A 24,605-nucleotide genomic window follows, 5' to 3' on the forward strand; every position below is an offset into this window, starting at 1 on the left:
AGAAGCATCTTGCTTGAGCTCTTCATTCAGGCTATGATAAAAAGCAGCAGATAGAGAGAAATGTATGATGAACGGAGGTGGCACGATGGGCAAAATATGGCTTGTCGGTGCAGGTCCGGGGGATCCGGATTTAATTACGGTAAAAGGGTTACGGGCAATACAGGAGGCAGATGTGATTTTATATGACCGCTTAATCAGCATGGAGCTTCTTGACCATGCGAAAGAAGGAGCCGAGCTTCTTTTTTGCGGAAAGCTGCCAGACCGTCATTTTGTCCAGCAGGAAAACATTAACGAGCTTCTTGTGGAGCATGCCAAGCAGGGCAAGCAGGTCGTCCGGCTAAAAGGCGGCGACCCATACGTATTTGGCCGTGGCGGCGAGGAAGCGGCGTTTGCTGTACAAAACGGCGTTGAATTTGAAGTGATTCCAGGTATCACATCTGGTATCGCAGCGCCTGCGTATGCCGGTATTCCTGTAACTCACCGTGATTACGGCGCATCTTTTGCCATCGTAACCGGCCACCGTAAAGAAGGCGCAGATGAAGAAACAAAATGGGCGTCTCTTGCAAAAGGAATTGACACGATTGCGATTTATATGGGTGTCAAAAACCTTCCTTACATTCAGGAAAAGTTAATTCGCTACGGAAAATCGCCCGAAACACCGGCGGCTCTGATTCATTGGGGAACAACGGAAAAGCAGCAGACGGTAACAGGCACACTCGAAAACATTTATGATGTTGCACAAGAAGAAGGGATTACCAATCCAAGCATGATCATCATTGGTGAAGTGGTGAAAATGCGAGGGGAATTGCAATGGTTTAAAGAAAATGCGGAAAAGGTACAGGGGGGTGCAAAAGGATGAAAGCAGTTCTTTACATTTGCCATGGAACACGCATAAAAGAAGGCGCCAAGCAGGCGGCGGATTTTATCCGTGAAACCATGCCACTTGTTGACATGCCCATCCAGGAGATTTGCTACCTTGAGCTTTCAGCCCCTTCCATTGAGGAAGGGCTTCGCACCTGTGTGGAAAGAGGAGCAACGGATATCATTGCGATTCCGTTTCTCCTCCTGACAGCAGGGCATGCAAAAGAAGATATTCCAGAGGAGCTTGCAAAAGCAGCCAAGCTTTTCCCTGATGTTGCGATTCGTTATGGACGCCCGCTGGGTGTACAGGAACAAATTATCGATGTGCTGATTGACCGGATGAAAGAAGCCGCGCCGATTTCAGCAAATGCGTCGGTTCTGCTTGTAGGACGGGGAAGCAGTGATCCGGCAACAAAGGAAGACTTCAGCCACATTCTCGATCTTTTTCAATCTAAAACCAAGTTAACTGATGTGACTATTGGATATATGGCAGCTTGTGAACCTTCTTTTGAAGACGCTCTTCGCCAGGCGGTAGACAAGCAGCCTCATCAGCTGTTTATCGTGCCTTACCTGCTTTTTACTGGTATATTGACGAAAACGATGGAACGAGCTGTGAAAAAGCTGAATTCAACCAGCGAGATTCATCTTTGCCGCCATCTCGGGTATGACCCGGTTATTGGCCGTATTTTAGCACAGCGTGTAGCAGAAGCTGCCCAATCGGAGCCTGTATGTTTCCCATCATGATTGACTTGAGCGAACAAAAAGTTGTGATTGCGGGCGGCGGTCCGATCGCTTTTCACAAAACAGAGAATTTACTTCGGTTCGGTATACAGCCGCACATTGTCAGCCCCGATTTCCACCCGTCTATTGAACAATTGGCTCTTGAAGGAAAAGCAGTGCTTCATCGTAAGAAAGTCGAGTGGAGCGATCTTGAGGATGCGTTTTTAATTATGCTTGTCACAGACGACAAGGAGGCAAATGCCAAAATGGCTGAGCTTGCTGTCCGTCATGGAAAACTCGTTGTCCATGCAGAGCATAATGATCTTGGCAATGCACAGATTCCTGCTGTCATGATGCGCGGAAAGCTGATGATCAGTGTGTCTACAAGCGGCGCAAGCCCATCTCTCTCTACTCAAATTCGTAATCAGCTGGAAGAAGAATTTGACGAACGTTATGAAGCGTATGTAGATTTTTTGTATGAGGTCCGCCAGTATATTAAACGGCATATTCCTGAACGCTCTGAACGGCGAAAGTGGCTGAAAAGGGCAGCGGAGAATGATTATTTGGAATATCCAGAGAAAAGAAAACAGTACATGGCGGATCTTGAAATGCAGTATCCCGCCTTGTAGACAACAGGAGGAACGGTATGGAACGTTTTATCATTTTTGCACTCGTCGGGCTTGCTGCCCAGCTTGTGGACGGAGCCCTCGGAATGGGCTACGGCCTGACATCAACAACGCTGCTTTTGTCTGCAGGAATTGCTCCGGCGGTTGCATCGGCTTCTGTTCACATGGCAGAGGTCGTGACAACGGCAGCATCGGGCATTAGTCACCGGAAATTTGGAAATGTCGATAAAGTCATGCTGAAAAAACTCATTATCCCTGGCTCTATTGGTGCGTTTGCCGGTGCAACTTTTCTAAGCAACTTGACGGGAGAATATGTACGTCTTTACGTTTCTACGTTCCTGCTTTGTCTCGGGCTGTTTATATTAGGCCGTTTCCTTTTATTGAAGAATGCACAAAAGCAAGCGCCAACAGCGCCAACGAATCGCTTTTTTATCCCTCTAGGCCTTATCGGCGGTTTTTTTGACGCCAGCGGAGGCGGAGGCTGGGGACCTATTGCAACACCAGCTTTACTTTCACAAAAAGGCATGGAGCCCCGAATCGCTATTGGGACAGTAGCGGCTAGTGAATTCGCTGTTGCGTTGTCCGCCACAATTGGATTCATGATTTCACTTGGCCCTGAGAAAATTAACTGGCTGTGGGCAGGAGCGATTATGCTTGGCGGTATTATCGCAGCGCCTATTGCTGCCTATATTGTGAAAAGCCTGCCAACACGTGTGTTAGCGGTTATTGTAAGCGGCATGCTAATTTTTACAAATTTAAATGCCATTTTCAAGTATACGGATATCCCTGGTTCAGCCCAATCTGCAGTATTTATTGCGCTCCTTATTATTTGGGTTCCACTGACGGTTTATATGGTTCGAAAAGAAAAGCAAATCGCCCGCAGTGAACAAAAAAGAGTATCTTAAAAACAAGACCTGTCACAGGTCTTGTTTTTTTATAACCAAATCAGAAAAATGGGGTATACCAAAAGTAAACAAAGGAGGAGCTACATGAAAATTCAGTTTACTGCACTGGAGTCGTTTGTCAATGAAAAACGCCCTTCGGTGAACGCACAGCTGTATGCAGCTCAAAAAAGGGGTCCTTTCCATTAAACGGTCCCGCGTTCGTTCTAAAGGGGAATCAAAGGCGCTTACCGCTCTTGTTTTGCCCAAAAACAACAGGCTGTGCAGGAAGGCACTTTTGTTATTAAAGAAGCGGGAAGGTTTATTTTGATGCCTATTGATGCCTTACGCGGGCGATCCGTTGAGCGCATGTTTGAATTTGCGGGCCTTGTAACGGAATATATGAGTGCATTCGGCATTAAGCCTGTAGTCGTCGGCGGGCTGGCGGTAGAACTATATACGCTAAACCATTACATGACACATGCTATTGATTTTATTTCCAGTGGTTGGGCAGATCGTACAGGTTCTGTATGTACCTTTCCCTTTTCTCAAACTCTAATCGTAAAATACATCCAATTATCCACCCCTGGGAAACGGCTGACACCCGCTAAGAAAGCTTATTTTAACGAGCATTTTTATAAAAAAACAGGAAAGAAATCTGGCATAAACAGTAAAAAGAGATTGCGAGCATAAGGGCGTCCGTTATAAAATAAGTTAACAGTTTATTACCATACAAAAGGTGGTTCGAAAATGGATTACAAAAAAATGTGGGAAGAACTAAAGGACGCTGTGAATGACGAGGTCGCAATGTACGCTGCTTTTAGTACAAGCAGTAAGGAAGAACAGGCAAGAAAGCAGCAGGCAAGCTACATACAGAGTATGATGAACACGCTGGAAAAAGCAAATATCGTAAAATAAAAAGCCGGGTCTTCCCGGCTTTTTTTTTGTGTCCGCCTGGATCACGTCAAAAAGAAACCGCCCGGCCGCTTTACTTCCTTAAATGAGCAGTAAAAGCGCAGTATACGCTGCGATCCCAATGCTGAAAGCGCCGAAGCTGCTTTCTCTTTCCTCCGGCAGCTCTTCTTTCATTACGTTTAAAATCACACCTCCGGCAATAAAGGCAACAAGGAGCGAAATGATTAATTCATTCACTTCTGCTACGGCGCCGATACACCATCCGATCAGGATAGCAGCTGTTAAAAGCAGCCTTCCATATCGATCATACATAGCTTCATGGGCTTCACGAAGGCTGTGGTCATTAATAACGAAGTGAACACCCATGGCTAAAAAGAAAAAGAACATACCCCAAATGCTCTCATAATCTTCACGAATTAAAAGATAGCCAATCACCATGTTATAAAGAAAAAAGGAAGCCATATGAAGCCAAAATACACCGGCAGAAGCTTTATTCGCTTCTCTGCCTGCTCGTTTCCGTTTGGACACTTTCACGAGGCGCTCCAATCCATAAAAAACGACAAGGCCCAGCAGGGAAACGAACAGAATATGGTTATCTATATAGCCGAGAACTCCCTGTTTCATTTCTTCTTCGATTTCATTTTGGTAGCGGTGTAATTCGGGCAGCAGATGAATAAACACATATGCGACGGCAATTCCGCCAGCAATAGAAAGAAATCGGCTGCGCGGTTTCACTGACAGAAACGCCATGTTTTTTGAAAAAAAGTGAAGGAGGGCCAATCCAATGGCCAAAACGAAACTCCACCAAAAAAACATACTATCCCTTCTTTCTTTTCAAAGCTCTTTATTTCTTACCCTATTGCCTTAAAGAACTCCGCTCAAACGCTGTACTTTTTCTTCGGAAGAAAGAGCGGCTTTGTTTTTCATACAGTCTTTGTTTTCATCAAATTTTCATCAAAAGCTTGTATGCTGATGGCAGCTTATGAGAATGGTGGGGATATGAAATGAAAAAAAAGAATACTGGAAAATTTGTTCTCGATTTTGCCATGGCAGTAACCTTTATTCTGCTGTTTAATAAAATGGTGTTCGGCGGCCTGCTGTTTCATGAAACAGCAGGACTTGCCATTGGGGGAGCTTTTATCCTTCATATGCTGTTGAACGGAAAATGGATCAAAACGGTGACCGCTAAGCTGTTTGATCGAAAGCTCCCGTGGAAAACAAGGCTGGGCTACCTGCTGAATGTTCTTTTGCTCCTGTCTATGGTTTTTGTTATTGTAAGTGGACTGATCGTGTCGCACGTTCTTCTTCCGAATTGGAATGTGGGGAATGAGCAATGGTTTAAAATGACTCATATTTCCGTATCCTTTGCCGCTCTCCTTTTAGTGGGAATTCATGTGGGCGTACATTGGCATTGGGTCATGAATGTCTGGAAAAAAATGATCCCGGCTTCTAAAAATAAGTGGATTTTACATGTGGCTGCTAAAATTGCGGTTATGGCCCTTCTCCTTTACGGGGTATACGAAATAAACGAAACCGGCTTTTTATCAAGAGCGGCCAGCGTTACAAATGTGGTGAGCGCAGAGAGTGTACAGGGTATGGGTGAACGGCCTGATTTCTCTCAAGCAGCAGGAGAGAAACCTGACTTTTCTCAAATGGCAGCAGGCGAACGGCCAAAAGGTATGGAAGGCAGAGAGAGCGGCATGAGTGCGAATCCACTCAGTGTGTTAGCTGCTTATGGAAGCATCCTGTCTGTTTTTGTTATAGTCGTTTATTATATAGGCCGGTTATGGTTTAAAAAGAAAAAAACACGGTCAAAAGCGGCTCCTTCACTGTCGTAAATAAAAGGTCTGCCTTAAAGGCAGATCTTTTATTTTTTAAGCGTAAATTCAATTTGATCTGAAAAAACATATTTGTCAGGATGCCAGGAGTAACGAACATGAAAAGGGTGTTGTACCGCTTCTTCGAGAGTAGCAGTCCATGTTATTGGGTATAGATAGGTAAAAAAGGAGGCGGCTTATGGGAATTGGTTCTTTGATGCGAAAAGGAAATACGTCATCGGGGATTGCAGCACTAGGCAATACGGTGTTAGCGGTTTTGAAATTTATTGCCGCTGCTTTCAGCGGAAGCGGAACGATGTTTGCTTCTGCCATGCATTCACTGGCAGATGCCATTAATCAAGGATTTGTTTATTTCGGAAGCGCGCTGGCTGAAATGCGGCCTTCAAAAAGATTTCCAACAGGATTTGGCCGGCTGGTAAATATCTTTTGTATGATTGCCGTAATTGTCGTTTCAATTATGGCGTATGAGACCATTTTAAAAGGCTGGAAGCTCCTTCAGCATCCCGAACAGGCAACAGACTTCTGGCTCAATGTGGTGGTTCTTTTAGCCGCTGTTATCATTGATGGCTTTATTTTGTTTAAAGCCATGAAGGAAATTTTAGAGGAAGCACGCGTAGAGAAAAAAGGAAACGTTTTTGTACAGGCATTTAAAAACGTTGGTAAAGCGTCGCCGGCAACCCGGCTTGTTTTTTATGAAGATCTTGTCGCTACTTCCGGGGCGATTTTAGCGATTATTGGCATTACGCTTGCTCAGTTTTTTGGCATTTTGGCCGCGGATGGCGTGATTACCATTTTGATCGGCTTGTTAATGGTAGGTGTAGCGTTTCGTGTTGGATATGATAATATGATTGGCTTAATTGGCGTAGCCGCACCGGTTGAAATTGAACAAAAAACAGCTAATACCATTTTACAGGATGAAGATACAGTCGATATCCACCACCTGCGTATTATACAGGAAGGCCGCTCTTATCATGTAGATGGGGTGATAGAGCTTCGAAAAGGCCTTTCCCTTGCCCAAGCCGATGACATTAAATTCCGCGTAAAAAATCGGCTTTTAGAAGAAAGCGAAATCAGTGATGTGACGCTCGGCATTATCGAAGACGATAACCAGACAACCTGGCGCCCTGAGTCAGGCTTAACATAAATAAGGACCGGATTGAGTAACTCAATCCGGTTTTTTCGTGTGTTTTCTCATTTCCTCACTTACCACAAAAGCAAGGTCGTCGTTGCCATAAAGCGATAAGACATTCAGAAGGGTTTCATCAGAAATATGGCCGGCTTCTTCTTTCGGCACGGTTAATTCGATCGCCTGGTTTAACACATTGTTCTCCTTCTGGCCTGGATACGCACGCTTATATAAGCCGGCTGGATCAAGGTCATGGTTTACACACCACTGCGCAAACACAAGCACCATCATATGCTCATCCTGTTTGTATTGATTTATAATGTGTTCTTCAAGATCTTTTTTATTCATGAGGCATACTCCTTTAGTTTGGATCTTTTATTTTAATATATACCATTTTTACACGTTCAGGTCGCAAGTGACAACATCAACCATGCTCATTTTTGAATAAATCGGGGTGGATGCCACACACTATTTGGGCATCACACTTTATTCAGGAGGCGATTTGGATGACTTCACCGCAATTTAACCATGGCGCACACGAAATACTTGATGTTCATGAAGTACTCTCTATGGCTGTCAGCACACTAAACAAATATACGATGCTGCGCCCAATGGTAAAGGATTCAGAACTGCTTGATATCCTAAACCGCCAGTATACATTTATCGAGCAGGAATACAACACGACACTTGACTGTTTCCGTTCCGGAAAAGATCCAGCTGTCCCGACACAAAGCTATAAAATGAAGCAGGACAATAACTTCGACTACGGTCTTCAATCAAAACAGCCAATAGCTCCGATTGGCTCCGAAACGGAAATTAATGATCAAGTAATTTCAACCTTCCTGCTCGGTGCCCTTAAATCAGCAGCATCCTTTAAAACAATGGCGGCTCTTGAAGCAACAAACCCGGTTGTCCGCCGCGTTTTAGCGGATTCTCTTCCGAACTGCATTGAGATGGCATATGAAATTTCGATTTATCAAAATAAACACGGCTATTATCAGGTGCCGCAGCTGGCCGAAGCGGACATGAAAATCATCCAGCAGGCATATTCACCAGCGCTGCAGCCTGTAGGCGTTTAAAGAACAAAAAACCGTCCTTGCGTTTCGGGACGGTTTTTTTGTACGATGGAAAAGAAAGGAGGAAAGAAGAGATGCTGCTGCGCGAAGCACTGCCAGATGAACGGCAAAGACTTTATGAGCTTGGGCACCGGGAATGGCCCAAAGGACGGTCGCTTGCCGAGTACATAGAAGACAACCAAAAAGAAGAAGCATCCGGTACCCGTTATGTATTAGAAGGAGTGAATAGGGAGATTACGGCTTCCTTAATGCTGCTTCGGCTGCGCCCTTACTTGTACGGTATTGGCTCTGTTGTCGTTGAACCTGGTTTCAGGGGACAGGGGCTTGGCAGGGCTCTTCTTACACAATGCATGGACAAGCACCCGGCTGCTGCGTTTATGCTTTACAGCGAAATCGGTACAGCTTATTATGAAAAGCTTGGCTTTCAAGCGCTGCCTCCTGCTTATCAGCATCATGCCCATGGCTTATGTATGGTCCGGGCAGATCGGTTTTTATATGAGCGCATACTGCAGGAGCCGATTCCAGATTATTTTTAAGGAGGGAAACATGTGAAAGTTCTATCTGTTAATGTCGGCAAACCGGCTGATTTGCCGTATGGAAAAAAGGTTGTTCAATCGGGCATTCAAAAATCACCTGTACACCAGGCCATTTTTTTATCGAAAACAGGATTTGAAGGAGATGGACAGGCAGATCTTGTTCATCACGGTGGGGAAGACAAAGCAGTTTGCGTATACCCGTATGAGCACTATACATACTGGGCGGAAACACTGGGCAGGCCGATGCCGCAAGCTGCGTTTGGCGAGAATGTTACAGCAGCCGGACTGCTTGAAACAGACGTCCATATCGGGGACATTTTTCAGCTTGGTGAAGCGGTGGTGCAAATCAGCCAGCCGCGGCAGCCGTGTTTTAAACTGGCTGCACGCCATAATGAACCAGCGCTTGTTTCCCTGGTGGACGAAACAGGCTATACAGGCTTTTACTTTCGCGTTTTAACAGAAGGAAAGGTGGGAGCAGGAAGCCGCCTGGAACGTATACACATTCATCCAGCTGCTATAAACGTTGAAGAAGCCAACCAGATTATGAAGAAAAAAGAATCTTCACAAGAAGAAATCAAAAAGCTTGTTGATCTTGAAGAACTGGCCGAGAGCTGGAAAAAACCTTTGCTTAAAAGGCTTCACACATCATAACCCGGCGGGAAGATTTACCTCTTCCTGTTTTTTTGTGTTCACTTTTTGAAATAATTTTGAACATTTTAAGAAAAATATTTGACAATTTTGTGAACCTGCGTAAAATAGATAGTAAGAAGGAGCTGATAAAAAATGACAGAAGAGCAAGTGAAAATACTTTCGTTTATCAAGTATTTCTCAGGCGCGGGCTGTGTTATTGGCGGATTAATCTTTCTTGTGAGTCTTTTTGCAAGCGGTTACAACGAAGGGTACATGATGTCCATTGTGGGTGCAACCATCCTTGTGAGTTCAATGTGGATCTTTGGCATATGGCTGGTATTTATTTTAATAGAGAAAGTAAGTTCAAGGTACGAGAAGATATAAAAAAACCGGAGCAAATCGCTCCGGTTTTTTCTTAATACATATAACCCCAGATCATGGTGAACAATGTTCCAAGGATCGTTACAATACCAACAAACAAAGCGTAAATGATGTTTGTGTAAAGTGTGTTTTTGTCTTCTGATTCCCCGATATGCATAAAGAGAAGAAGCTGAACCAAGGCTTGCGCAATAGCGGTAACAAGCAGGACTGCCATTCCCATCTTGTATGACATATCAAAAGCGAGAACCGCCAAGGCAACAATCGAGAGGACCATTGAAAATACAAAGCCCATCACGTGCTGCTTCGGGAACAATTGCTTCATCATCTTACATCATTCCTTTCAAATAAACGAAGCTGAAGATAAAGATCCAGACAACGTCTAGGAAGTGCCAGTAAAGCGAGAAGATAAACGATTTGTTCGCTGTTTCCGGTGTCAAGCCGCGTTTTGCTACTTGAATAAGGATTGCTGTTCCCCAGAAAAAGCCGAACGTTACGTGCGCACCGTGAGTGCCAAGCAATGTCATCAAGCTTGATGTAAAGGCGCTTGTTTGAATCGTGGCACCTTCATGGATATATTCTACAAACTCATAAATCTCTGTACCAAGGAATCCAAGGCCGAGGACAAGGGTGATAACAAAGAAAGTCATCATCGCTTTTTTCAAGCCAAGACGCATCGCATGGATACCAAGACCAATCGTGAAACTACTTGTTAAAAGCAAAACCGTTTCGATCATAACCGGCGTAATTTTAAACAGTTCCTCTGCGCTCGGTCCGTCTCCGTGACCGTTATGAAGCGTAAAGTAAACCGCGAACAGCGTAGAGAAAAGGGCGATCTCGGCGCCAAGGAAAATCCAGAAGCCGAGAATCTTCAGCCGGTTTTCTTCTGTACTATATTCAAGCGGCAGCGATTCATCAATTTTCATTATTTTTCACCTCCAAGTTCCCGTTCTATCCGTTCAACTTCTTCGACAGAAACGTAGTAGCCGTGATCTTGTTCAAATGAACGAAGGGCCATAAAGACAAAGATCAAGATTGTGAAAATAATGGTCGGGATCCACCAGCTGAATACGAGGCAGAAGCCAGCACCGAAGAACGCGCCACTCATAAGGAACGGCATGCCGCTGTTGTTTGGCATGTGAATCTTTTCAATTGGGCCGCTCCAAAGCGGTTTGTTGTGTTTCTTCGCATACCAGAATGCATCAAGCTCGTTCACTTGTGGAATGCGTGCAAAGTTGTAGAACGGTACAGGACCGTGTGTTGCCCATTCAAGAGAGCGGGCATCCCATGGATCGCCTGTTTCATCGCGCGGGCTATAACGGATACTCCAGTACAAGTTATACACGAGGATGATAAAGCCGATCCCCAAGCCAACCGCACCAAGGAATGAAAGCATGTTCAGCGGGCCGTAGCCAGTGTTTTCAGAATATGTGTACATACGGCGAGTCATACCGTTTAGTCCAAGAATGAACAGCGGGAAGAACGCCACGTTAAAGCTGATTGTAATAAACCAGAAAGCAAGTTTGCCAAGCTTTTCATTTAAACGGAAACCGAAGACTTTCGGGAACCAGAAATGGAAGCCGGCAATAACGGCGAATACCGTACCTGGAATTAATACATAGTGGAAATGCGCCACTAGGAACATTGTGTTGTGGTACTGGTAATCGGCACTTGCCATCGCAAGCATAACCCCAGTAACACCACCGATTGTGAAAATCGGAATAAATGCAAGCGAGTAAAGCATTGGTGTCGTAAAACTAATTTTCCCTTTATGAAGGGTAAGCAGCCAGTTGAATATTTTTACACCGGTTGGAACGGCAATCAGCATCGTTGTGATCGAGAATACGCTGTTGACCATAACGCCGTGGCCCATTGTGTAAAAGTGGTGCGCCCAAACAACGAAAGAAAGAAGGGAAATCGCCACCATACTAATAACCATTGATTTGTAGCCATACAAGTTTTTACGTGCAAACGTTGAAATAATTTCACTGTAAATACCGAAAGCAGGGAGGATAACGATATATACTTCAGGATGTCCCCAAACCCAGAAAAGGTTAGCCCAAAGCATGTCCATTCCGCCGTCCTGCATGGCGAAAAACTTCGTGCCAAATTGACGGTCCATTGTCATCAATGCAAGTGCTACTGTTAAAACAGGGAATGCGAACACGATGATAACGTTTGTGATCAAGATAGACCAAGTAAACATTGGCATTTTCATTAATGTCATGCCTGGTGCACGCATTTTCAAAATCGTTACAAGGAAGTTAATCCCCGTTGCCAATGTACCAAGACCTGCGATTTGCAGGGAAATTGCGTAATAGTTGTTTCCGACTGTCGGGCTGAATTCCAAGCTCGCCAGCGGGAAGTAAGCAGACCAGCCGGCATCCGGTGATCCCCCGATGATAAATGAAATGTTAAACAAGCCTGTCCCAACCGCGAACAGCCAGAAGCTGACGGAGTTCAGGCGCGGGAATGCTACGTCACGCGCACCAATTTGAAGTGGTGTGACAACGTTCATTAATCCAATGATAAATGGCATCGCCATAAACAGGATCATGATAACGCCGTGTGTTGTAAAGATTTCATTGTAATGCTGCGCATCAAGCAAGCCGTTTTCCGGCATCGCTGTTTGTCCGCGCATTAGGAGGGCGTCAACGCCTCCACGGAATAGCATTACAAGGGCGACTAAGATGTACATAACGCCGATTTTTTTATGGTCAACCGTTGTGATCCATTCACGCCATAAGTAGCCCCACTTTTTAAAGTAGGTTATCCCGATAAAAAGGGATAGCGCACCGACCACAATACTGATCATCGCTCCGACGATCATGGGTTCGTTAAGAATGAGAAATTGTTGCTCATGCGACTCCATGTTAAGTGTCTCCTTTCATTGTTGTGTCCATCACTCAGTATGATTCGGATGGGTATGTGGCTCTGAAGAAGGAGCCGTTTTGTCTCCATCTTCTTCTGTGTTAGGTGTTCCTTCATTAGGTGTTCCATGATGCTGGCCTTCTGGCGGCGGGTTAAACTCAAGGTGAGTAGATGAGTACGATTTGCGGCCTACGAAATCTGTTTCAAGCAGCTTATCGTAATCAGCGTCAGTCAGCTTTGGTGCTGTTGTTTTAACGTCATTTACCCATTCGTCATAATCCGCTTGTGTCATGGCCTGTGCTTCAAATTCCATTTGAGCATAACCTTGACCATTAAAGTTTGAGTTACGTCCCATGTATGATCCTGGCACATCTGCAGCCATATGAATCTTTGTAACGTGGGCGCTCATCGCATACTTCTGACCAGCCAGCTGTGGAATCCAGAAGCTCGTGATTGGTCCGTATGAATACAAACGGAACTCTACTGGACGATCTACCGGAAGGTTTACATAGTTAACTGTTTCAATGCCTTCCTCCGGATAGCTGAAATGCCATTTCCAGTTAGATGATGCTGCATAGATAACAAGCGGCTCTTCATTTTCATAGCCAACCGGCTTGCTTTCTACTTTACTTGTTGATTGCACTGTAATAACGGACAAAAACACAACAATTATGATCGGAATAACCGTCCAAATAATTTCTAGTTTTGTGCTCCCATGTTCGTGAGGAGGCTCGTAATCCTCTCCCATTCTGGACGCCCGATACTTGATTAGCATGTACGCATACAACACGTAAACAACAAATAAAATACCGCACATCACAATGATTGACATAATAATGGTGTCAGATAGCGTTTTGGCATTCGGCCCTTTTGGATCAAGTACCATTAGCGGATTTTCGCATCCTGCAAGCACTGTAGCAATAGTGAAAATCGCTGGTAATAACAACCATTTCTTTTTCATGCTGTACCCCTTTCTTATGTAGTTCCGTAGTTCAAAGCGTAAAGAATGTTAACAACTTCACAATTGCTTGTTTTCAGTAGATAAACCTAGTTGTAACGATCTTTTCACCACTCTCTATGCTAATCCTATTAGCCGCAAAAAACAATATTTTCACGACAGTGTCACAAAAAATTCAACAGTTTTCGCCTTTGTTTGTACAAAATGAAAATTCTTAGTAGATTCTTTCGTGAAAATATGTCTATAAAACTGTTTTACAGAGCGCTGCATGTAAAGTATTGCCAAGTTGAAAAAGGGCTTATTACCGGTATTTTGTTTCGGATCGGCTATAATAAAGATCACTCAATTGAAAATGGAGGAATATAAATGGATTCATTCCGGATTGCTGAAGAACGGATCAAGAAAGCAATGGAGGAAGGCGCATTTGATCGCCTGCCAGGTGTTGGAAAACCGCTGCCGAAGGATGAATTTGCATCATTGTCGCCGGAAATGCGAATGGCCGCAAGAATGCTGAAAAATGCTGGTTTTACACAGGAAGACGCTCATTTGCGCCAGGATATCCGCGAGCTTGAACGATTAGTAAGCAATTGTGACGATCCAGACCAGGCACGGTCGTTAAACGAGCAGCTAAATGAAAAAAGGCTTCGTTACAATCAGCTGCTGTCTAAAAGAAGAATTAAAACAAATTCCGCCATGTTTAAGCAATACGAGGACAAAATCGAACGAAAACTGTTTGATAAGTAAAAGCTGGATATGAAGTGAAAGGAAGGAAAAAGGGGAAATATATAAAAGGCTTGCTTCGTTTTTTTATTTTAAAGTTAACATAATATTTATTGAGGGTCTTACAGAATGGAGTTATGAGGTTGTTGACATAATTATAAGGTCGAACCCGCAGCTTATTGCTCATGACCAGGGGGATTATGTTTATGTTTTTAATGAACATAAAATTTTAACTTCTTATTAAAACTATACCAAAAAGTACAGTTTGGAATAACGTTAAAACAACTCAATGATTAACAATTCTTTGGTTTCTCTATGGTTTGTTCTTTTGAAGTAAGAAACAAATTGACTCATGATTTAGCTATATTAAATAAATTAATTTGAGATATAGTCAATAATAAGCTTAATTCATCATCCAATTCTACTTTAGAGTATTATATTGGCTAGACAAAAATTAATTTAAAAAGAGATTTCCTCCTAAAGATTATCAATCCTTGCCTCTTCTTTTCGTGTGCAGTATCGCTTCCATATTCATTTTTAGACATTTTGCTTCCAAACATCCAGGTAATTCGGCTTTCAAAAGGGAAAAAACAAATATCTGAAGAGATTATTTTCTTTGATTAATGAAGAAGAACTACTGTAATTACAGTAACTCTGTTTTGGATCTTAAAAAATGGTATATTCGGGATATGTCAATTTCTATTAGTATTCGCCATTTCAAATCATTAAGTAACCATGACAAACCTGTCAGGGGACAGATACCCCTTTTAAATTACGTCAATTCCCCTATAAACCAAATTTCTCCTGTATGATAGTATTCATCTTCATCGTCAATAACTTCTTCTTTAAAACCCTTTATCTCCATTTCCGTTTGAAATAAATAATCCCCATTCGGTTTCAATATTTCTTTCCTTTGTCAGTGGAGTCCATCTTTGAGAGTCATCGTTTCGATTAAAGAAATTCTTAAAGTGACTATCGCCTTTGAAAACAATAATTTGCGAATCCCATAAATGAGGAAAATCAATACATGCCACAACCCGAAGCTTTTCTTTGCTGTCGGGCTTTACTTCAATAAGATGCTTTGTCCTATCTATTAAAGTTTGAATGCATAGCTGCTTAACATTGTAGGGAGTCTTATTAGAATCTATAAAAGCTTGAGCCACCGGCAAGTGCAAATGCCAGTATCCTTTATAAAATTCTGAAGGAAATTCCATTGTACTCTCTTCAATTCGTTTAATCATATTTTTCGTTTTTCGCTTAATGCCGCGAACTTTCTTTACTCGCATGGCTTTTTCTCCTTATTAACTAATAATAAATTATGTACTTTGAGCTTCTAAATAAACAAGCAGGTTCTTACTTAACAGTACGTCCATACAGATAAGCAGGACTAATTCTAGCTTAAGCGGCAGTTGGCCAATATTGTTGAGTAAGAAATGAGGATGAGCATTTCTTCAAAAGCTACTGTTTATCTTTCTTAATTTTTAAAATTACAAAAAAACAGCTAGCTGTGACGAGGAATGCAATTAAGTCTGAACCAAAAGTTCCCCAATTAAAGCGAGTAATTGCCCTGTAAAGCATCCAGGAAAATTGATAAATAACACCGACCAGTATTAGAACAGGCACAATGCTAAAAGAACGTCTATTCATTCTCGTTGTTTACTCCTTCTGTTCTATTTTATAAACGTACAAACTTTACTTTCAGGCCCAATATCTACTTAGTCAGTATTTGACCAATACTGCTGATTAAATACCTTGTCCAAATTGACTAAAACAAAAAAAGAACCCTCTGTGAAGTGCACCCCAATTGTTAGACACCATCTAACAATTGGGGTGCACTTCACAGAGGGTTCTTTTCTCTTGTACAGCCCTTGTTCCAATGCATGAAACGCAAAATTTTACAAAACACTTACCTTATCTTCACACTAGTTAAATAAAATAATGTTATTTTCAAATAGTTAAGACACTCTGATAATCTCAAAAAATATTGGGTTATACAGAAATAAGGAGGACATCATGAAAAACTTGATAAAAAAGAAACTGGGTATAGCGTTAGCTGTTACTTTGTCTACTGTATCCATTGCAACAGCGTATACAACAACGACAGAGCTAACAAATGCTGCACCATCGGAAAATGTTAATGTAAACTCTATAAGAAATGATGAACCTACAGCTGATAGAATCAATGAATTTAAAGATATCGCCATGTACTATTACTGGCATGGTGGAGATATTCAACAAGCAGAAAAAGAGATATTTAAGGGAATCACACTAAAAGGAAAATATGATGTAGTTGAAAATGCATTTAAAGAAGCAGCACAACTAGATCCTTATGATCTTGATTTGAAACTTTCACTTGCATCAACACAAATCATTCAGAAAAAAACTCCAGAAGCTTTACAAACATATAAGCAGATTTTAAATCTGGATCCAAATCATTTCAATGCAAATCTGCTTCACGGAGTTTACTCAAAAGTGAATGGTGACAATTCTTCATATAAAAGCTCGATTTCAAACTTAAAACAGATAGATTCTAAAAAAGCAAATGAATATCTTCAAAAATTAAAAACGACAGAAACTATTATAAATGGAAAACTAAACACTTCGGCTCCATCAGATTTACCACAAAAAGATCATGCAATTGTAATACTTGGATATGCACTTGCCGATGATGGAACTATGAAGGAAACTCTAATTGAGCGTTTGAAAGCAGGACTTTCCATTGCGAAACAATATCCAAATTCAAAAATTATTGTAACTGGTGGAGTTCCTAAACAAGGAATTACAGAAGCTGATGCAATGAGTAATTGGCTGATCTCTCAAGGAATTGAAAAAGATAGAATTATTCTCGAAAACAAGTCAACAGATACTGTTGAAAATGCTCTTTTTTCAACCGCCATGCTTGATAAAGAGGGATTAAAAGATGTGACGCTTGTTACAAGTGCAAGCCACATGAGAAGAGCATTAACTGTATTTAAAGAAGCCAGCAATTTTTACGATAAAATGAATGGTGAAAACAGCGACAGAAACTTTACTAACGTTGTTTATTTAGATTATCCATCCATAGAGGAAGCACACAAAGTATCTAAAGATGAAATTCTTGTTATCTATCGTGACCTGTTTAGAACTTCTGGAATCTGGCAATATCCTGGGCTTCAAAGATAAACGAAAAGTTCCTGCTAAACATTCTTATTAGAAGTAAGTTTTCTGGAATTTAGAAGATATTATCCCTTTTGTGTAGGCTGTTGAAAAAAACATGTCACACAGGAGGGATTATTTTTCTTTAGTGAACCTCTCCACCTAAATCAAAGATTTTGATGGGGAATGCAGGGCTAATTTTTCGTTCAAAGAGAGGCAGCTTTCAAGAAATATGAAAGCTGTTTTTTAATTTTTAAATCGTCTCAACATATTGCTCAAAATTAACATCTCTTTAAAGAAAATATAGAGCTAATTTTTACAGATTAACTCTGTATTTCTTTAATTAACGTTGCTGATTCATTATTTATCTCGATATGTATAGATCCCATCCATGTAGCCCAAAGTGCCGTCATTTCCCAGCACAATAAAATAGAAGTCCCCTAAACCTTTGCGTATCAGTCTCGCTTCCGGAATGGAAGGAGAAGAAAAACGCTGGTCTTCTCAAATTACCTTAAAAACATTATAGAACAAATAAAATAAAAGCTTTTAAATTTATATCAAATAATTTTTTTATACATTGATTGATTAATTATACCGTAACAATTATAATTAGGGAGGATCAGTATTGAAGATATGAAAAAAGTGTATTAAATCAAAAGTTATGGAACGTTGTAAAACAAGGAGGAAAAAATAATGACAAACATGCCAAAAGACTTTTTATGGGGCGGCGCACTAGCCGCCCACCAATTTGAAGGTGGATGGAATCAAGGCGGTAAAGGGCCAAGTGTGGTAGATGTGATGACAGCGGGGGCGCATGGAGTGCCAAGAAAAATTACGGATACGATTGAAGAAAACGAATTTTATCCAAACCATGAAGCGATTGATTTCTACCACCGCTACAAAGAAGATGTTGCTCTTTTTGCGGAGATGGGATTGAAATGCCTGCGCACATCAATCGGCTGGAGCCGCATTTTCCCAAAAGGCGACGAAGCGGAGCCAAACGAAGAAGGGCTGCAATTTTATGATGATCTATTTGATGAACTTCTAAAGCATGGCATTGAACCGGTGATTACCCTGTCTCACTTTGAAATGCCGCTTCATCTGGCACGGGAGTACGGCGGATTCAGAAGCCGAAAAGTCGTTGAGTTCTTTGCCAAGTTTGCTGAAGTATGCTTTAAGCGTTATAAAAACAAAGTGAAATACTGGATGACGTTTAACGAAATTAACAACAAAATGGACGTCCGCAACCCGTTATTCTTGTGGACAAACTCCGGCGTGGTGGTTAAAGAAGGCGAAAATGCAAAAGAAGTCATGTATCAGGCTGGGCATCATGAGCTGGTTGCCAGTGCACTGGCAGTCGCAAAAGGAAAAGAAATTAACCCGGAGTTCCAAATCGGCGCAATGGTGTCTCACGTACCGATTTATCCTTATTCCTCTAATCCAGAAGATGTGATGCTGGCGGAAGAAGAAATGAGACAGCGTTATTTCTTCGCGGATGTACAAGTGCGCGGCTATTACCCAAGCTATGCGCTCAAAGAATTTGAAAGAGAAGGCTACAGCATTCCGTTTGAAGACGGAGATGAAGAAATCCTGCGCAGCGGTAAAGTCGATTACTTAGGTTTCAGCTATTATATGTCGACAACAGTTAAAAGCGATGTAGAGCAGGACAATACAGGAGATATTGTAAACGGCGGGCTGCCGAATGGCGTGGAAAATCCTTACATCAAATCAAGCGACTGGGGCTGGGCGATCGATCCAACGGGACTGCGCTACACATTGAACCGTTTCTATGACCGTTATCAAGTTCCGCTCTTTATCGTTGAAAATGGATTTGGTGCGATTGATACCGTAGAAGAAGATGGATCCATCCATGACACACAAAGAATCGATTACTTGAAATCACATATCGAAGCATTAGAAAAAGCAGTGACATACGATGGCGTGGACTTGATGGGCTACACACCATGGGGAATTATCGATATTGTGTCTTTCACAACAGGTGAAATGAAGAAGCGCTACGGCATGATTTACGTGGATCGTGACAATGAAGGAAACGGTTCAATGAAGCGTTTCAAGAAAGATTCATTTGAATGGTACAAAAATGTCATTGCGACAAACGGCAAACAGTTAGAACCTGTAAGCCAGGTAAAAAAATAATCGCCAGGAAAAGAGATGAACGATGAGTCTTTTCACAATCATTGGTATTTTAGGCGCCAGCCTGACCACTTTATCCTTTTTGCCCCAAACGATTAAAACGCTCAAAGAAAAAAATACAGAAGGCATTTCCCTGCTGATGTACAGCATGTTTGCAGCGGGACTAGCTCTTTGGGTAGTGTACGGGGTTTTCACGAATGACTTGCCGGTTATACTGGCCAATTCCATTACCTTATTTTTCGCCTTAATTATTCTGGGGCTGAAAGTAAAGTATAATTAAAAAAGAAAAGCTGGACTTTTGTCCAGCTTTCAAACTGTAGACAAAGTGGTTCTTAAATCTCTGATTTGAGATCACCTTGTCTTTTTTTATGCATTCAGGCACCCTATTCAAGCTGGCTGCACTAGTTTCCATGATTAGCAGAGCTATACGTATCACAAACCTCTTTCTTTAAATAATAAAGTGCATTAGTAATACCAGATGTAGAAGAGGCGTGATTAAGAGGACTTTACACATCACAACTCAAGCCAGCTGACTCTAAACAAAACAAACAAACAGCCATTTCAGGAGAAATGGCTGTTTGCCTGGATAAAGAATTGTGACTGCTGATAGTTATAGGTCACTTTTGAGAAGTTAAAGGGCTGTCCGTTCGTTAAATGAAAAACACTTTCCACTAAAAGCTTAGGGTCTCCATTTTTCAAGCCTAAATAATCTGCTTCTTCCTCGTTCAGCTTATCTACATGCAAGTACACATCGGAAAAGCCAACCTTTAATCCCAATCCTTCTTTAATGTAGTTAAAGATCGATTCGGTCACAATTTCATTATTTAAATAAGTAATGATGGATTTATTATAGTAGGATTCTTCTAAACATAGCGTCTGCTCCTGAATATAGCGAACCCGTTTAACATAATACACTTCCTCATCAAGTCCAATATTTAAATTATGGGCTGCTTCTTTTGTCGGTTTCTTTACTTCTAATTCGATTACTTTTGAGGTTATCTGAACACCTTCGAGCTCTTTTTTAAACCCTTGATTAGACAGAAGGCTGATATAGCCTTTTCTTTTATGCCTTCTGGCAAAAATGCCGCTGCCCCGAACCTGGAAGACCACTCCTTTTCTTTCTAACAGGTCTAATGATTTCGTAATCGTGCTTTTGCTTACTTCAAACTGTGCCATTAATGTTTCTAAAACAGGCAGTTTGTCGCCCTGCTGAAGCGCATGATCTTCGATGTATTTTTCAATTTCTGCCGCGATTTGCTGGTATTTTAGCATAGTCCGTCCTCATTTGTGTATTCGTTTTATTCATTATCAGCATTATAGCATAAACTCAAATTGACCCTCTCTTCGAATTATATATAATTAAATTTTTTGTTTAGGTATTGATTAATTGTACCGGTACAATTATAATGAAAGCGTATAAAAAAACAAAACGCAATTAAAGGAGGGTTTCAAATGTCCGGAAAAGTGAGAGATTATTCTCAGCTTGCAAAAGATATTTTAGAAGCAGTTGGCGGAGAAGAAAATGTCATTGGAGCGACACGCTGTGCGACACGGCTAAGACTGGTGCTGAAGCGGTCCAATCCAAAAGCAAAAGATAAAGTAGCATCCATGCCAGGCGTGATCACCGTAGTAGAAAACGGCGGCCAGTTTCAAGTCGTGATTGGCCAGCACGTAGGGGAAGTGTACGAGAAGTTTGCTGGATTAGTAAACCTGCAATCAACCGATGTACAAAATGAAAACAAAGGCACGGTTGTAAACCGTATTATTGCAACGATGTCAGCGGTATTTGCGCCATTTATCTACATTTTGGCTGCAGCGGGTATTTTGCAGGGTGCGCTCATCATCATTAATTTATTGTTTCCCGGCTTTGCTGAAACAGGGACTTATCAAGTATTTAGTTTTATTTCATGGGCACCGTTTACGTTCCTGCCGATTTTTATCGCGATTACAGCAGCGAATCATTTTAAAACCAATTTGTATATCGCAGTTGCCTGCTGTGCGGCACTAGTCAGTCCAACCTGGGCAGAAATCGCAGCTCAAATTACAGAAGGAAACAGCATGAATTTCTTAGGGCTTGCGCTGTCTCCAACGACGTATACATCGTCTGTATTGCCGCCGCTCTTTTTAGTATGGATTTTGTCTTACCTTGAAAGATTTTTAAACAAGAACATGAACGAAGTTGTTAGACCATTGCTTGTTCCATTATTATCCTTGGTCATTATGGTTCCGCTCACAATTCTATTGATCGGCCCTGTTACAACAGCGGGTGCGACTGGAATTGCAAACGGATACAACTTCTTAGCTGAAAATGCACCGGCTGTAGCGGGAGCCATCATCGGCGGATTCTGGCAAGTGATCGTAATCTTCGGCGTTCACTGGGGCATTACGCCAATGGTACTGGCAAACTATGATTTATACGGCCGCGATTCGTTCCAGGCGTATCAAACGATCGCCGTTATTGCACAAGTCGGTGCAGTACTCGGTGTGATCTTAAAAGCAAAAAGCCAGGAAACACGCAAAGTCAGTGTGTCAGCTGGTGTAACCGGACTGTTTGGTATTACAGAGCCAGCCATTTACGGGGTAACATTACGATTTAAAAAGCCATTTATTTTCGGATGCATTTCCGGTGCAATCGGTGCGGTTGCCGCAAGTTTCTTTAATCCATATTACTTTGCTTACGCAGGACTTCCAGGACCGCTTACGATTGTAAACGGAATCAATCCAGAGTACCCAATGTCTATCTGGGGGATTTTACTCGGTGCTGCGATTGCGATCGTACTTCCTATTGTGTTAATCCAGATCTTTGGTTTCGGTGAAGATACAGCCAAAAAAGCAGACGATACACCTGCTGCAGAGGAAGGGCAATCAAGCAGCCTTACAAACAATGAAGAAGCAGTATACGCTCCATTTAACGGCAAAGTGATCCCGCTTTCTGAAGTGCCGGATGAAGTATTCAGCTCAGGTGCTATGGGGCAGGGGCTGGCGATTGAACCGACAGACAACAAGCTGCATGCTCCATTTGACGGAACGGTTGTGATGGTGGCACCAACCAAGCATGCAATCGGTCTTCGTTCAGAATCAGGAGTTGAATTGCTTGTCCACATTGGTCTTGATACAGTTAACTTAAATGGTGAGCCGTTTGCGCTGAAGGTAGCTGATGGTGACAAATTCAAAAAAGGTGATACCCTGATCGAATTTGATAAAGACTTCATTCACAGCAAAGGGCTGACAACAATCACACCGATCATTATTACAAATTCAGGTGCTTATCAAGAAGTGATCGTTGAAAATATCCAAACAAGTACATTAAGTGACAGACTGCTTACAGTTGTAAAATAGGAAAAACTGAAAGCTTTTTGGATACAGAGAAAAAGAAACAAAGACGAGCATCAAAATTAAGAAGCGGCTTAAAGAAGCCGCTTCTTTTTATCATATTTCATATTGCAGGATGAAAATTAAACTCTTTTTCAAGTAATATTTTTTATTCAGTACCACAATCTTCTTTTTCATCCTTGTACATATACTTAAAAAATTGGATTAGCGTAAAGGAGATGCTTATGTATTTATCAATTGACATCGGTGGCACGTTTATTAAATATGCCCTTATGACCAGAGCAGGAGCTATTATTCATAAAAACAAAAAGCCAACACCGAAAACCAATTTAACGAATTTCCTTCATGCTCTGTTTTCTATTATTGAAGAACAAGGCGACAGAAACGAGATAAAAGGAATTGCCATTAGCTGTCCGGGCATTGTAGATGTTGAAACAGGGATTATTTATCACGGTGGGTCTTTCCCTTTTTTACATGAAGTAAATATAATGGAAATGATTCAAAAGAAATACCAAAAAAATGTTTCCATTGAAAATGATGCAAAATGCGCTGCGATGGCAGAAATGTGGCTTGGAAGCGTCAAAGGAATCAACGATGCTGTGGTGCTGGTGCTTGGCAGCGGCGTGGGTGGTGGTATTATTCTAGGAGGGAAAGTCCGCAGGGGGATCACCATGTCTGCCGGCGAAGTCAGCTATATTATTAGGGATATCCACCCTGACACAAAGCAAGCGAGTCTTTTCGGGAATTATTGCTCTGCGGTAGAAATGGTACGCCAAATTGCAGGTGCGAAGCAGCTTGAGAACCTGACTGATGGTGAAGCGGTGTTTGAGTTCATTAACAATCAAGATGAAGAAGCAACCGCAATCTTTGATAAATATTGCCTTCAGCTGGCGGCGCAAATTTTAAATTTACAGTATATCATTGATCCAGAACGGTTTGCCATTGGCGGAGGCATTAGTGCCCAGCCGGTTTTACTTGAGCGTATTAACTGGGCAATCCAAGAATTAAAACAGCACAATCCAATTTTGCATATGGCAAATCCACAAGTGGTCACTTGCCATTTTCAAAACGATGCCAATCTGTACGGCGCCCTGTATCATTTTTTGGTAACAATGAAAAAGCGGTAGTCAGCCGGTGGGACTGATCCCGGTTTTAAGCCAGTAGTGAACCTCTCCACCTAAATTCAAGATTTTGATGGAGAGGTTCACACGAATCTGAAGTGATAATTCCGATAAAGCGGTATTTTAACAGAATAGGATAATAAATTACAGTGTGAAATGAAAATTTTTTGGAATAGAGTTTCTTAATAAATCATAATTATTTGTGGATAAAGGTGTCGGAGCTTTTTTTATTTCTCCTTTGTTAGGAAAAGTGAGGCATTTTCTTATGGCGAAAGTCTTACCAGTCATTGATTCACCGGGTTTTAGTTTAATTTGTTTAAAAATCTCAGGATAAAACAGGCCTTGAGCTGATTTAGCGATCAAACAGTTCTGGTTATTATTGTATAGTTATAAAGACCCTCCACCCGCAGCATCTACGGCAGAAATCGTTTTAATTATAATTGAACAAAAAATTAGCGCCGCATTCCCCTTCAAAATCTTTGGTTTAGTGGGGGTTAGGCGCTAAGGTCTTTACTCTCCCTGTTCTTCTACCTTTTTTCTTACACCGATTCCCGATTCTTACTTATCATCACTCATACTAATTCTCTTTTCGTTTTACAAGTGATTTTCATTTTGATGCGATTCCACAAATTTTTTCGTCCAATTTTCAGGAGGATGAGTATAGTGCTGTATTGTCCAATTCATTATAATGCAGTTATTGGAATATTTAGGAATGCAAGAAACCGT

Annotated in this window: 25 protein-coding genes and 1 pseudogene; 18 read left to right on the forward strand and 8 right to left on the reverse strand. The window is 41.8% G+C overall.

What is annotated here, in order from left to right:
- Positions 1 to 85 precede the first annotated feature (85 nt).
- The 6 genes from cobA to RRU94_RS16630 all read left to right on the forward strand — a co-directional run bounded on the left by cobA (position 86) and on the right by RRU94_RS16630 (position 4,006).
- Positions 86 to 859, forward strand: coding sequence for a uroporphyrinogen-III C-methyltransferase (cobA, locus tag RRU94_RS16605; protein WP_315691991.1), 774 nt, complete (start codon positions 86 to 88; stop codon positions 857 to 859).
- Positions 856 to 1,605 (forward strand): sirohydrochlorin chelatase, encoded by a 750-nt coding sequence (locus tag RRU94_RS16610; protein WP_315691992.1) that lies wholly within the window; start codon positions 856 to 858, stop codon positions 1,603 to 1,605. The genes cobA and RRU94_RS16610 overlap by 4 nt, the downstream gene beginning before the upstream one ends.
- Complete coding sequence (locus RRU94_RS16615; RefSeq protein WP_315691993.1) at positions 1,590 to 2,210, forward strand: precorrin-2 dehydrogenase/sirohydrochlorin ferrochelatase family protein; 621 nt, start codon at positions 1,590 to 1,592, stop codon at positions 2,208 to 2,210. Before RRU94_RS16610 ends, RRU94_RS16615 begins: the two co-directional genes overlap by 16 nt.
- 17 nt (positions 2,211 to 2,227) lie before the next feature.
- Complete coding sequence (locus tag RRU94_RS16620) at positions 2,228 to 3,112, forward strand: sulfite exporter TauE/SafE family protein (protein WP_315691994.1); 885 nt, start codon at positions 2,228 to 2,230, stop codon at positions 3,110 to 3,112.
- 303 nt (positions 3,113 to 3,415) lie between these two features.
- Positions 3,416 to 3,781 (forward strand): hypothetical protein, encoded by a 366-nt coding sequence (locus tag RRU94_RS16625; protein ID WP_315691995.1) that lies wholly within the window; start codon positions 3,416 to 3,418, stop codon positions 3,779 to 3,781.
- Between the two features lie 57 nt (positions 3,782 to 3,838).
- Positions 3,839 to 4,006 (forward strand): hypothetical protein, encoded by a 168-nt coding sequence (locus RRU94_RS16630; protein ID WP_242232928.1) that lies wholly within the window; start codon positions 3,839 to 3,841, stop codon positions 4,004 to 4,006.
- 78 nt (positions 4,007 to 4,084) lie between these two features.
- On the opposite strand, the gene RRU94_RS16635 is transcribed toward RRU94_RS16630, so the two are convergent.
- On the reverse strand, positions 4,085 to 4,819 hold the full coding sequence (locus tag RRU94_RS16635) for a hypothetical protein (RefSeq protein WP_315691996.1): 735 nt from the start codon (positions 4,817 to 4,819) through the stop codon (positions 4,085 to 4,087).
- A gap of 188 nt (positions 4,820 to 5,007) precedes the next feature.
- On the opposite strand from RRU94_RS16635, the gene RRU94_RS16640 reads away from it, so the two are divergent.
- Complete coding sequence (locus tag RRU94_RS16640; protein ID WP_315691997.1) at positions 5,008 to 5,841, forward strand: DUF4405 domain-containing protein; 834 nt, start codon at positions 5,008 to 5,010, stop codon at positions 5,839 to 5,841.
- Positions 5,842 to 6,019: 178 nt separating this feature from the next.
- Positions 6,020 to 6,985 carry a cation diffusion facilitator family transporter gene (locus RRU94_RS16645; protein WP_315691998.1) on the forward strand — a complete coding sequence of 322 codons (966 nt, stop codon included), beginning with the start codon at positions 6,020 to 6,022 and terminating at the stop codon, positions 6,983 to 6,985.
- 21 nt (positions 6,986 to 7,006) lie between these two features.
- On the opposite strand, the gene RRU94_RS16650 is transcribed toward RRU94_RS16645, so the two are convergent.
- Positions 7,007 to 7,315 carry a hypothetical protein gene (locus RRU94_RS16650; protein WP_315691999.1) on the reverse strand — a complete coding sequence of 103 codons (309 nt, stop codon included), beginning with the start codon at positions 7,313 to 7,315 and terminating at the stop codon, positions 7,007 to 7,009.
- Between the two features lie 158 nt (positions 7,316 to 7,473).
- Here RRU94_RS16650 and RRU94_RS16655 point away from each other — a divergent pair, with 158 nt between their 5' ends.
- From RRU94_RS16655 to RRU94_RS16670, 4 genes are all read left to right on the forward strand, one after another.
- Complete coding sequence (locus tag RRU94_RS16655; protein ID WP_315692000.1) at positions 7,474 to 8,046, forward strand: spore coat protein; 573 nt, start codon at positions 7,474 to 7,476, stop codon at positions 8,044 to 8,046.
- A gap of 71 nt (positions 8,047 to 8,117) precedes the next feature.
- The gene (locus RRU94_RS16660) at positions 8,118 to 8,579 is read left to right on the forward strand and encodes a GNAT family N-acetyltransferase (RefSeq protein WP_315692001.1); all 462 of its coding nucleotides are present in this window, start codon (positions 8,118 to 8,120) and stop codon (positions 8,577 to 8,579) included.
- 12 nt (positions 8,580 to 8,591) lie between these two features.
- A complete protein-coding gene (locus tag RRU94_RS16665) occupies positions 8,592 to 9,230 on the forward strand; it encodes an MOSC domain-containing protein (RefSeq protein ID WP_315692002.1) in 639 nt (212 codons plus the stop codon).
- Positions 9,231 to 9,362: 132 nt separating this feature from the next.
- Positions 9,363 to 9,593 carry a hypothetical protein gene (locus RRU94_RS16670; protein WP_251270712.1) on the forward strand — a complete coding sequence of 77 codons (231 nt, stop codon included), beginning with the start codon at positions 9,363 to 9,365 and terminating at the stop codon, positions 9,591 to 9,593.
- Positions 9,594 to 9,624: 31 nt separating this feature from the next.
- Here the strand turns inward: RRU94_RS16670 and qoxD are convergent, their stop codons facing one another.
- From qoxD to qoxA, 4 genes are read right to left on the reverse strand one after another with little or no spacing between them, the layout of a single operon-like run.
- Positions 9,625 to 9,912, reverse strand: a complete 288-nt coding sequence (gene qoxD, locus RRU94_RS16675; protein ID WP_315696009.1) for a cytochrome aa3 quinol oxidase subunit IV — start codon at positions 9,910 to 9,912, stop codon at positions 9,625 to 9,627.
- Between the two features lie 4 nt (positions 9,913 to 9,916).
- Entirely contained in the window at positions 9,917 to 10,513 is a 597-nt protein-coding gene (gene qoxC / locus RRU94_RS16680) for a cytochrome aa3 quinol oxidase subunit III (protein WP_315692003.1), read from the reverse strand.
- Positions 10,513 to 12,459 (reverse strand): cytochrome aa3 quinol oxidase subunit I, encoded by a 1,947-nt coding sequence (gene qoxB, locus RRU94_RS16685; protein WP_315692004.1) that lies wholly within the window; start codon positions 12,457 to 12,459, stop codon positions 10,513 to 10,515. The genes qoxC and qoxB overlap by 1 nt, the downstream gene beginning before the upstream one ends.
- 30 nt (positions 12,460 to 12,489) lie before the next feature.
- A complete protein-coding gene (gene qoxA / locus RRU94_RS16690; RefSeq protein ID WP_315692005.1) occupies positions 12,490 to 13,419 on the reverse strand; it encodes a cytochrome aa3 quinol oxidase subunit II in 930 nt (309 codons plus the stop codon).
- 363 nt (positions 13,420 to 13,782) lie between these two features.
- Here qoxA and RRU94_RS16695 point away from each other — a divergent pair, with 363 nt between their 5' ends.
- Positions 13,783 to 14,160, forward strand: a complete 378-nt coding sequence (locus tag RRU94_RS16695; RefSeq protein ID WP_315692006.1) for a DnaJ family domain-containing protein — start codon at positions 13,783 to 13,785, stop codon at positions 14,158 to 14,160.
- Positions 14,161 to 14,908: 748 nt separating this feature from the next.
- Here the strand turns inward: RRU94_RS16695 and RRU94_RS16700 are convergent.
- Positions 14,909 to 15,422, reverse strand: a pseudogene (locus tag RRU94_RS16700) (DUF3916 domain-containing protein).
- 727 nt (positions 15,423 to 16,149) lie between these two features.
- Between RRU94_RS16700 and RRU94_RS16705 the strand changes: the two are divergent.
- The 3 genes from RRU94_RS16705 (at position 16,150) to RRU94_RS16715 (ending at position 19,705) form a co-directional block, all read left to right on the forward strand.
- Positions 16,150 to 17,298 (forward strand): ElyC/SanA/YdcF family protein, encoded by a 1,149-nt coding sequence (locus tag RRU94_RS16705; RefSeq protein ID WP_315692007.1) that lies wholly within the window; start codon positions 16,150 to 16,152, stop codon positions 17,296 to 17,298.
- 666 nt (positions 17,299 to 17,964) lie between these two features.
- Positions 17,965 to 19,428 carry a 6-phospho-beta-glucosidase BglA gene (gene bglA / locus RRU94_RS16710; RefSeq protein WP_315692008.1) on the forward strand — a complete coding sequence of 488 codons (1,464 nt, stop codon included), beginning with the start codon at positions 17,965 to 17,967 and terminating at the stop codon, positions 19,426 to 19,428.
- Between the two features lie 22 nt (positions 19,429 to 19,450).
- Positions 19,451 to 19,705 (forward strand): SemiSWEET transporter, encoded by a 255-nt coding sequence (locus RRU94_RS16715; RefSeq protein WP_251271812.1) that lies wholly within the window; start codon positions 19,451 to 19,453, stop codon positions 19,703 to 19,705.
- 281 nt (positions 19,706 to 19,986) lie between these two features.
- Here the strand turns inward: RRU94_RS16715 and RRU94_RS16720 are convergent, their stop codons facing one another.
- Positions 19,987 to 20,697, reverse strand: a complete 711-nt coding sequence (locus RRU94_RS16720) for a GntR family transcriptional regulator (RefSeq protein ID WP_315692009.1) — start codon at positions 20,695 to 20,697, stop codon at positions 19,987 to 19,989.
- Positions 20,698 to 20,877: 180 nt separating this feature from the next.
- On the opposite strand from RRU94_RS16720, the gene RRU94_RS16725 reads away from it, so the two are divergent.
- Both RRU94_RS16725 and RRU94_RS16730 read left to right on the forward strand, forming a co-directional pair.
- Positions 20,878 to 22,764 (forward strand): beta-glucoside-specific PTS transporter subunit IIABC, encoded by a 1,887-nt coding sequence (locus tag RRU94_RS16725; RefSeq protein WP_315692010.1) that lies wholly within the window; start codon positions 20,878 to 20,880, stop codon positions 22,762 to 22,764.
- Positions 22,765 to 22,982: 218 nt separating this feature from the next.
- The gene (locus RRU94_RS16730; protein ID WP_315692011.1) at positions 22,983 to 23,885 is read left to right on the forward strand and encodes an ROK family protein; all 903 of its coding nucleotides are present in this window, start codon (positions 22,983 to 22,985) and stop codon (positions 23,883 to 23,885) included.
- The last annotated feature ends 720 nt before the right edge of the window (positions 23,886 to 24,605 follow it).

It is taken from the genome of Domibacillus sp. DTU_2020_1001157_1_SI_ALB_TIR_016, assembly GCF_032341995.1.
GTDB lineage: Bacteria > Bacillota > Bacilli > Bacillales > Domibacillaceae > Domibacillus > Domibacillus indicus_A.

What these genes read in the sequence shown, in the direction of transcription:
- RRU94_RS16615 (WP_315691993.1), top strand. Translation starts at nt 1,590, where the DNA reads ATGTTTCCCATCATGATTGACTTGAGCGAACAAAAAGTTGTGATTGCG.
- qoxD (WP_315696009.1), bottom strand. Translation starts at nt 9,912, where the DNA reads ATGAAGCAATTGTTCCCGAAGCAGCACGTGATGGGCTTTGTATTTTCA.
- RRU94_RS16695 (WP_315692006.1), top strand. Translation starts at nt 13,783, where the DNA reads ATGGATTCATTCCGGATTGCTGAAGAACGGATCAAGAAAGCAATGGAG.
- RRU94_RS16725 (WP_315692010.1), top strand. Translation starts at nt 20,878, where the DNA reads ATGTCCGGAAAAGTGAGAGATTATTCTCAGCTTGCAAAAGATATTTTA.
- RRU94_RS16660 (WP_315692001.1), top strand. Translation starts at nt 8,118, where the DNA reads ATGCTGCTGCGCGAAGCACTGCCAGATGAACGGCAAAGACTTTATGAG.
- RRU94_RS16650 (WP_315691999.1), bottom strand. Translation starts at nt 7,315, where the DNA reads ATGAATAAAAAAGATCTTGAAGAACACATTATAAATCAATACAAACAG.
- RRU94_RS16640 (WP_315691997.1), top strand. Translation starts at nt 5,008, where the DNA reads ATGAAAAAAAAGAATACTGGAAAATTTGTTCTCGATTTTGCCATGGCA.
- RRU94_RS16670 (WP_251270712.1), top strand. Translation starts at nt 9,363, where the DNA reads ATGACAGAAGAGCAAGTGAAAATACTTTCGTTTATCAAGTATTTCTCA.
- RRU94_RS16620 (WP_315691994.1), top strand. Translation starts at nt 2,228, where the DNA reads ATGGAACGTTTTATCATTTTTGCACTCGTCGGGCTTGCTGCCCAGCTT.
- RRU94_RS16630 (WP_242232928.1), top strand. Translation starts at nt 3,839, where the DNA reads ATGGATTACAAAAAAATGTGGGAAGAACTAAAGGACGCTGTGAATGAC.
- RRU94_RS16705 (WP_315692007.1), top strand. Translation starts at nt 16,150, where the DNA reads ATGAAAAACTTGATAAAAAAGAAACTGGGTATAGCGTTAGCTGTTACT.
- RRU94_RS16635 (WP_315691996.1), bottom strand. Translation starts at nt 4,819, where the DNA reads ATGTTTTTTTGGTGGAGTTTCGTTTTGGCCATTGGATTGGCCCTCCTT.
- RRU94_RS16715 (WP_251271812.1), top strand. Translation starts at nt 19,451, where the DNA reads ATGAGTCTTTTCACAATCATTGGTATTTTAGGCGCCAGCCTGACCACT.
- RRU94_RS16655 (WP_315692000.1), top strand. Translation starts at nt 7,474, where the DNA reads ATGACTTCACCGCAATTTAACCATGGCGCACACGAAATACTTGATGTT.
- RRU94_RS16730 (WP_315692011.1), top strand. Translation starts at nt 22,983, where the DNA reads ATGTATTTATCAATTGACATCGGTGGCACGTTTATTAAATATGCCCTT.
- RRU94_RS16720 (WP_315692009.1), bottom strand. Translation starts at nt 20,697, where the DNA reads ATGCTAAAATACCAGCAAATCGCGGCAGAAATTGAAAAATACATCGAA.
- qoxC (WP_315692003.1), bottom strand. Translation starts at nt 10,513, where the DNA reads ATGAAAATTGATGAATCGCTGCCGCTTGAATATAGTACAGAAGAAAAC.
- qoxA (WP_315692005.1), bottom strand. Translation starts at nt 13,419, where the DNA reads ATGAAAAAGAAATGGTTGTTATTACCAGCGATTTTCACTATTGCTACA.
- RRU94_RS16610 (WP_315691992.1), top strand. Translation starts at nt 856, where the DNA reads ATGAAAGCAGTTCTTTACATTTGCCATGGAACACGCATAAAAGAAGGC.
- cobA (WP_315691991.1), top strand. Translation starts at nt 86, where the DNA reads ATGGGCAAAATATGGCTTGTCGGTGCAGGTCCGGGGGATCCGGATTTA.
- bglA (WP_315692008.1), top strand. Translation starts at nt 17,965, where the DNA reads ATGACAAACATGCCAAAAGACTTTTTATGGGGCGGCGCACTAGCCGCC.
- qoxB (WP_315692004.1), bottom strand. Translation starts at nt 12,459, where the DNA reads ATGGAGTCGCATGAGCAACAATTTCTCATTCTTAACGAACCCATGATC.
- RRU94_RS16645 (WP_315691998.1), top strand. Translation starts at nt 6,020, where the DNA reads ATGGGAATTGGTTCTTTGATGCGAAAAGGAAATACGTCATCGGGGATT.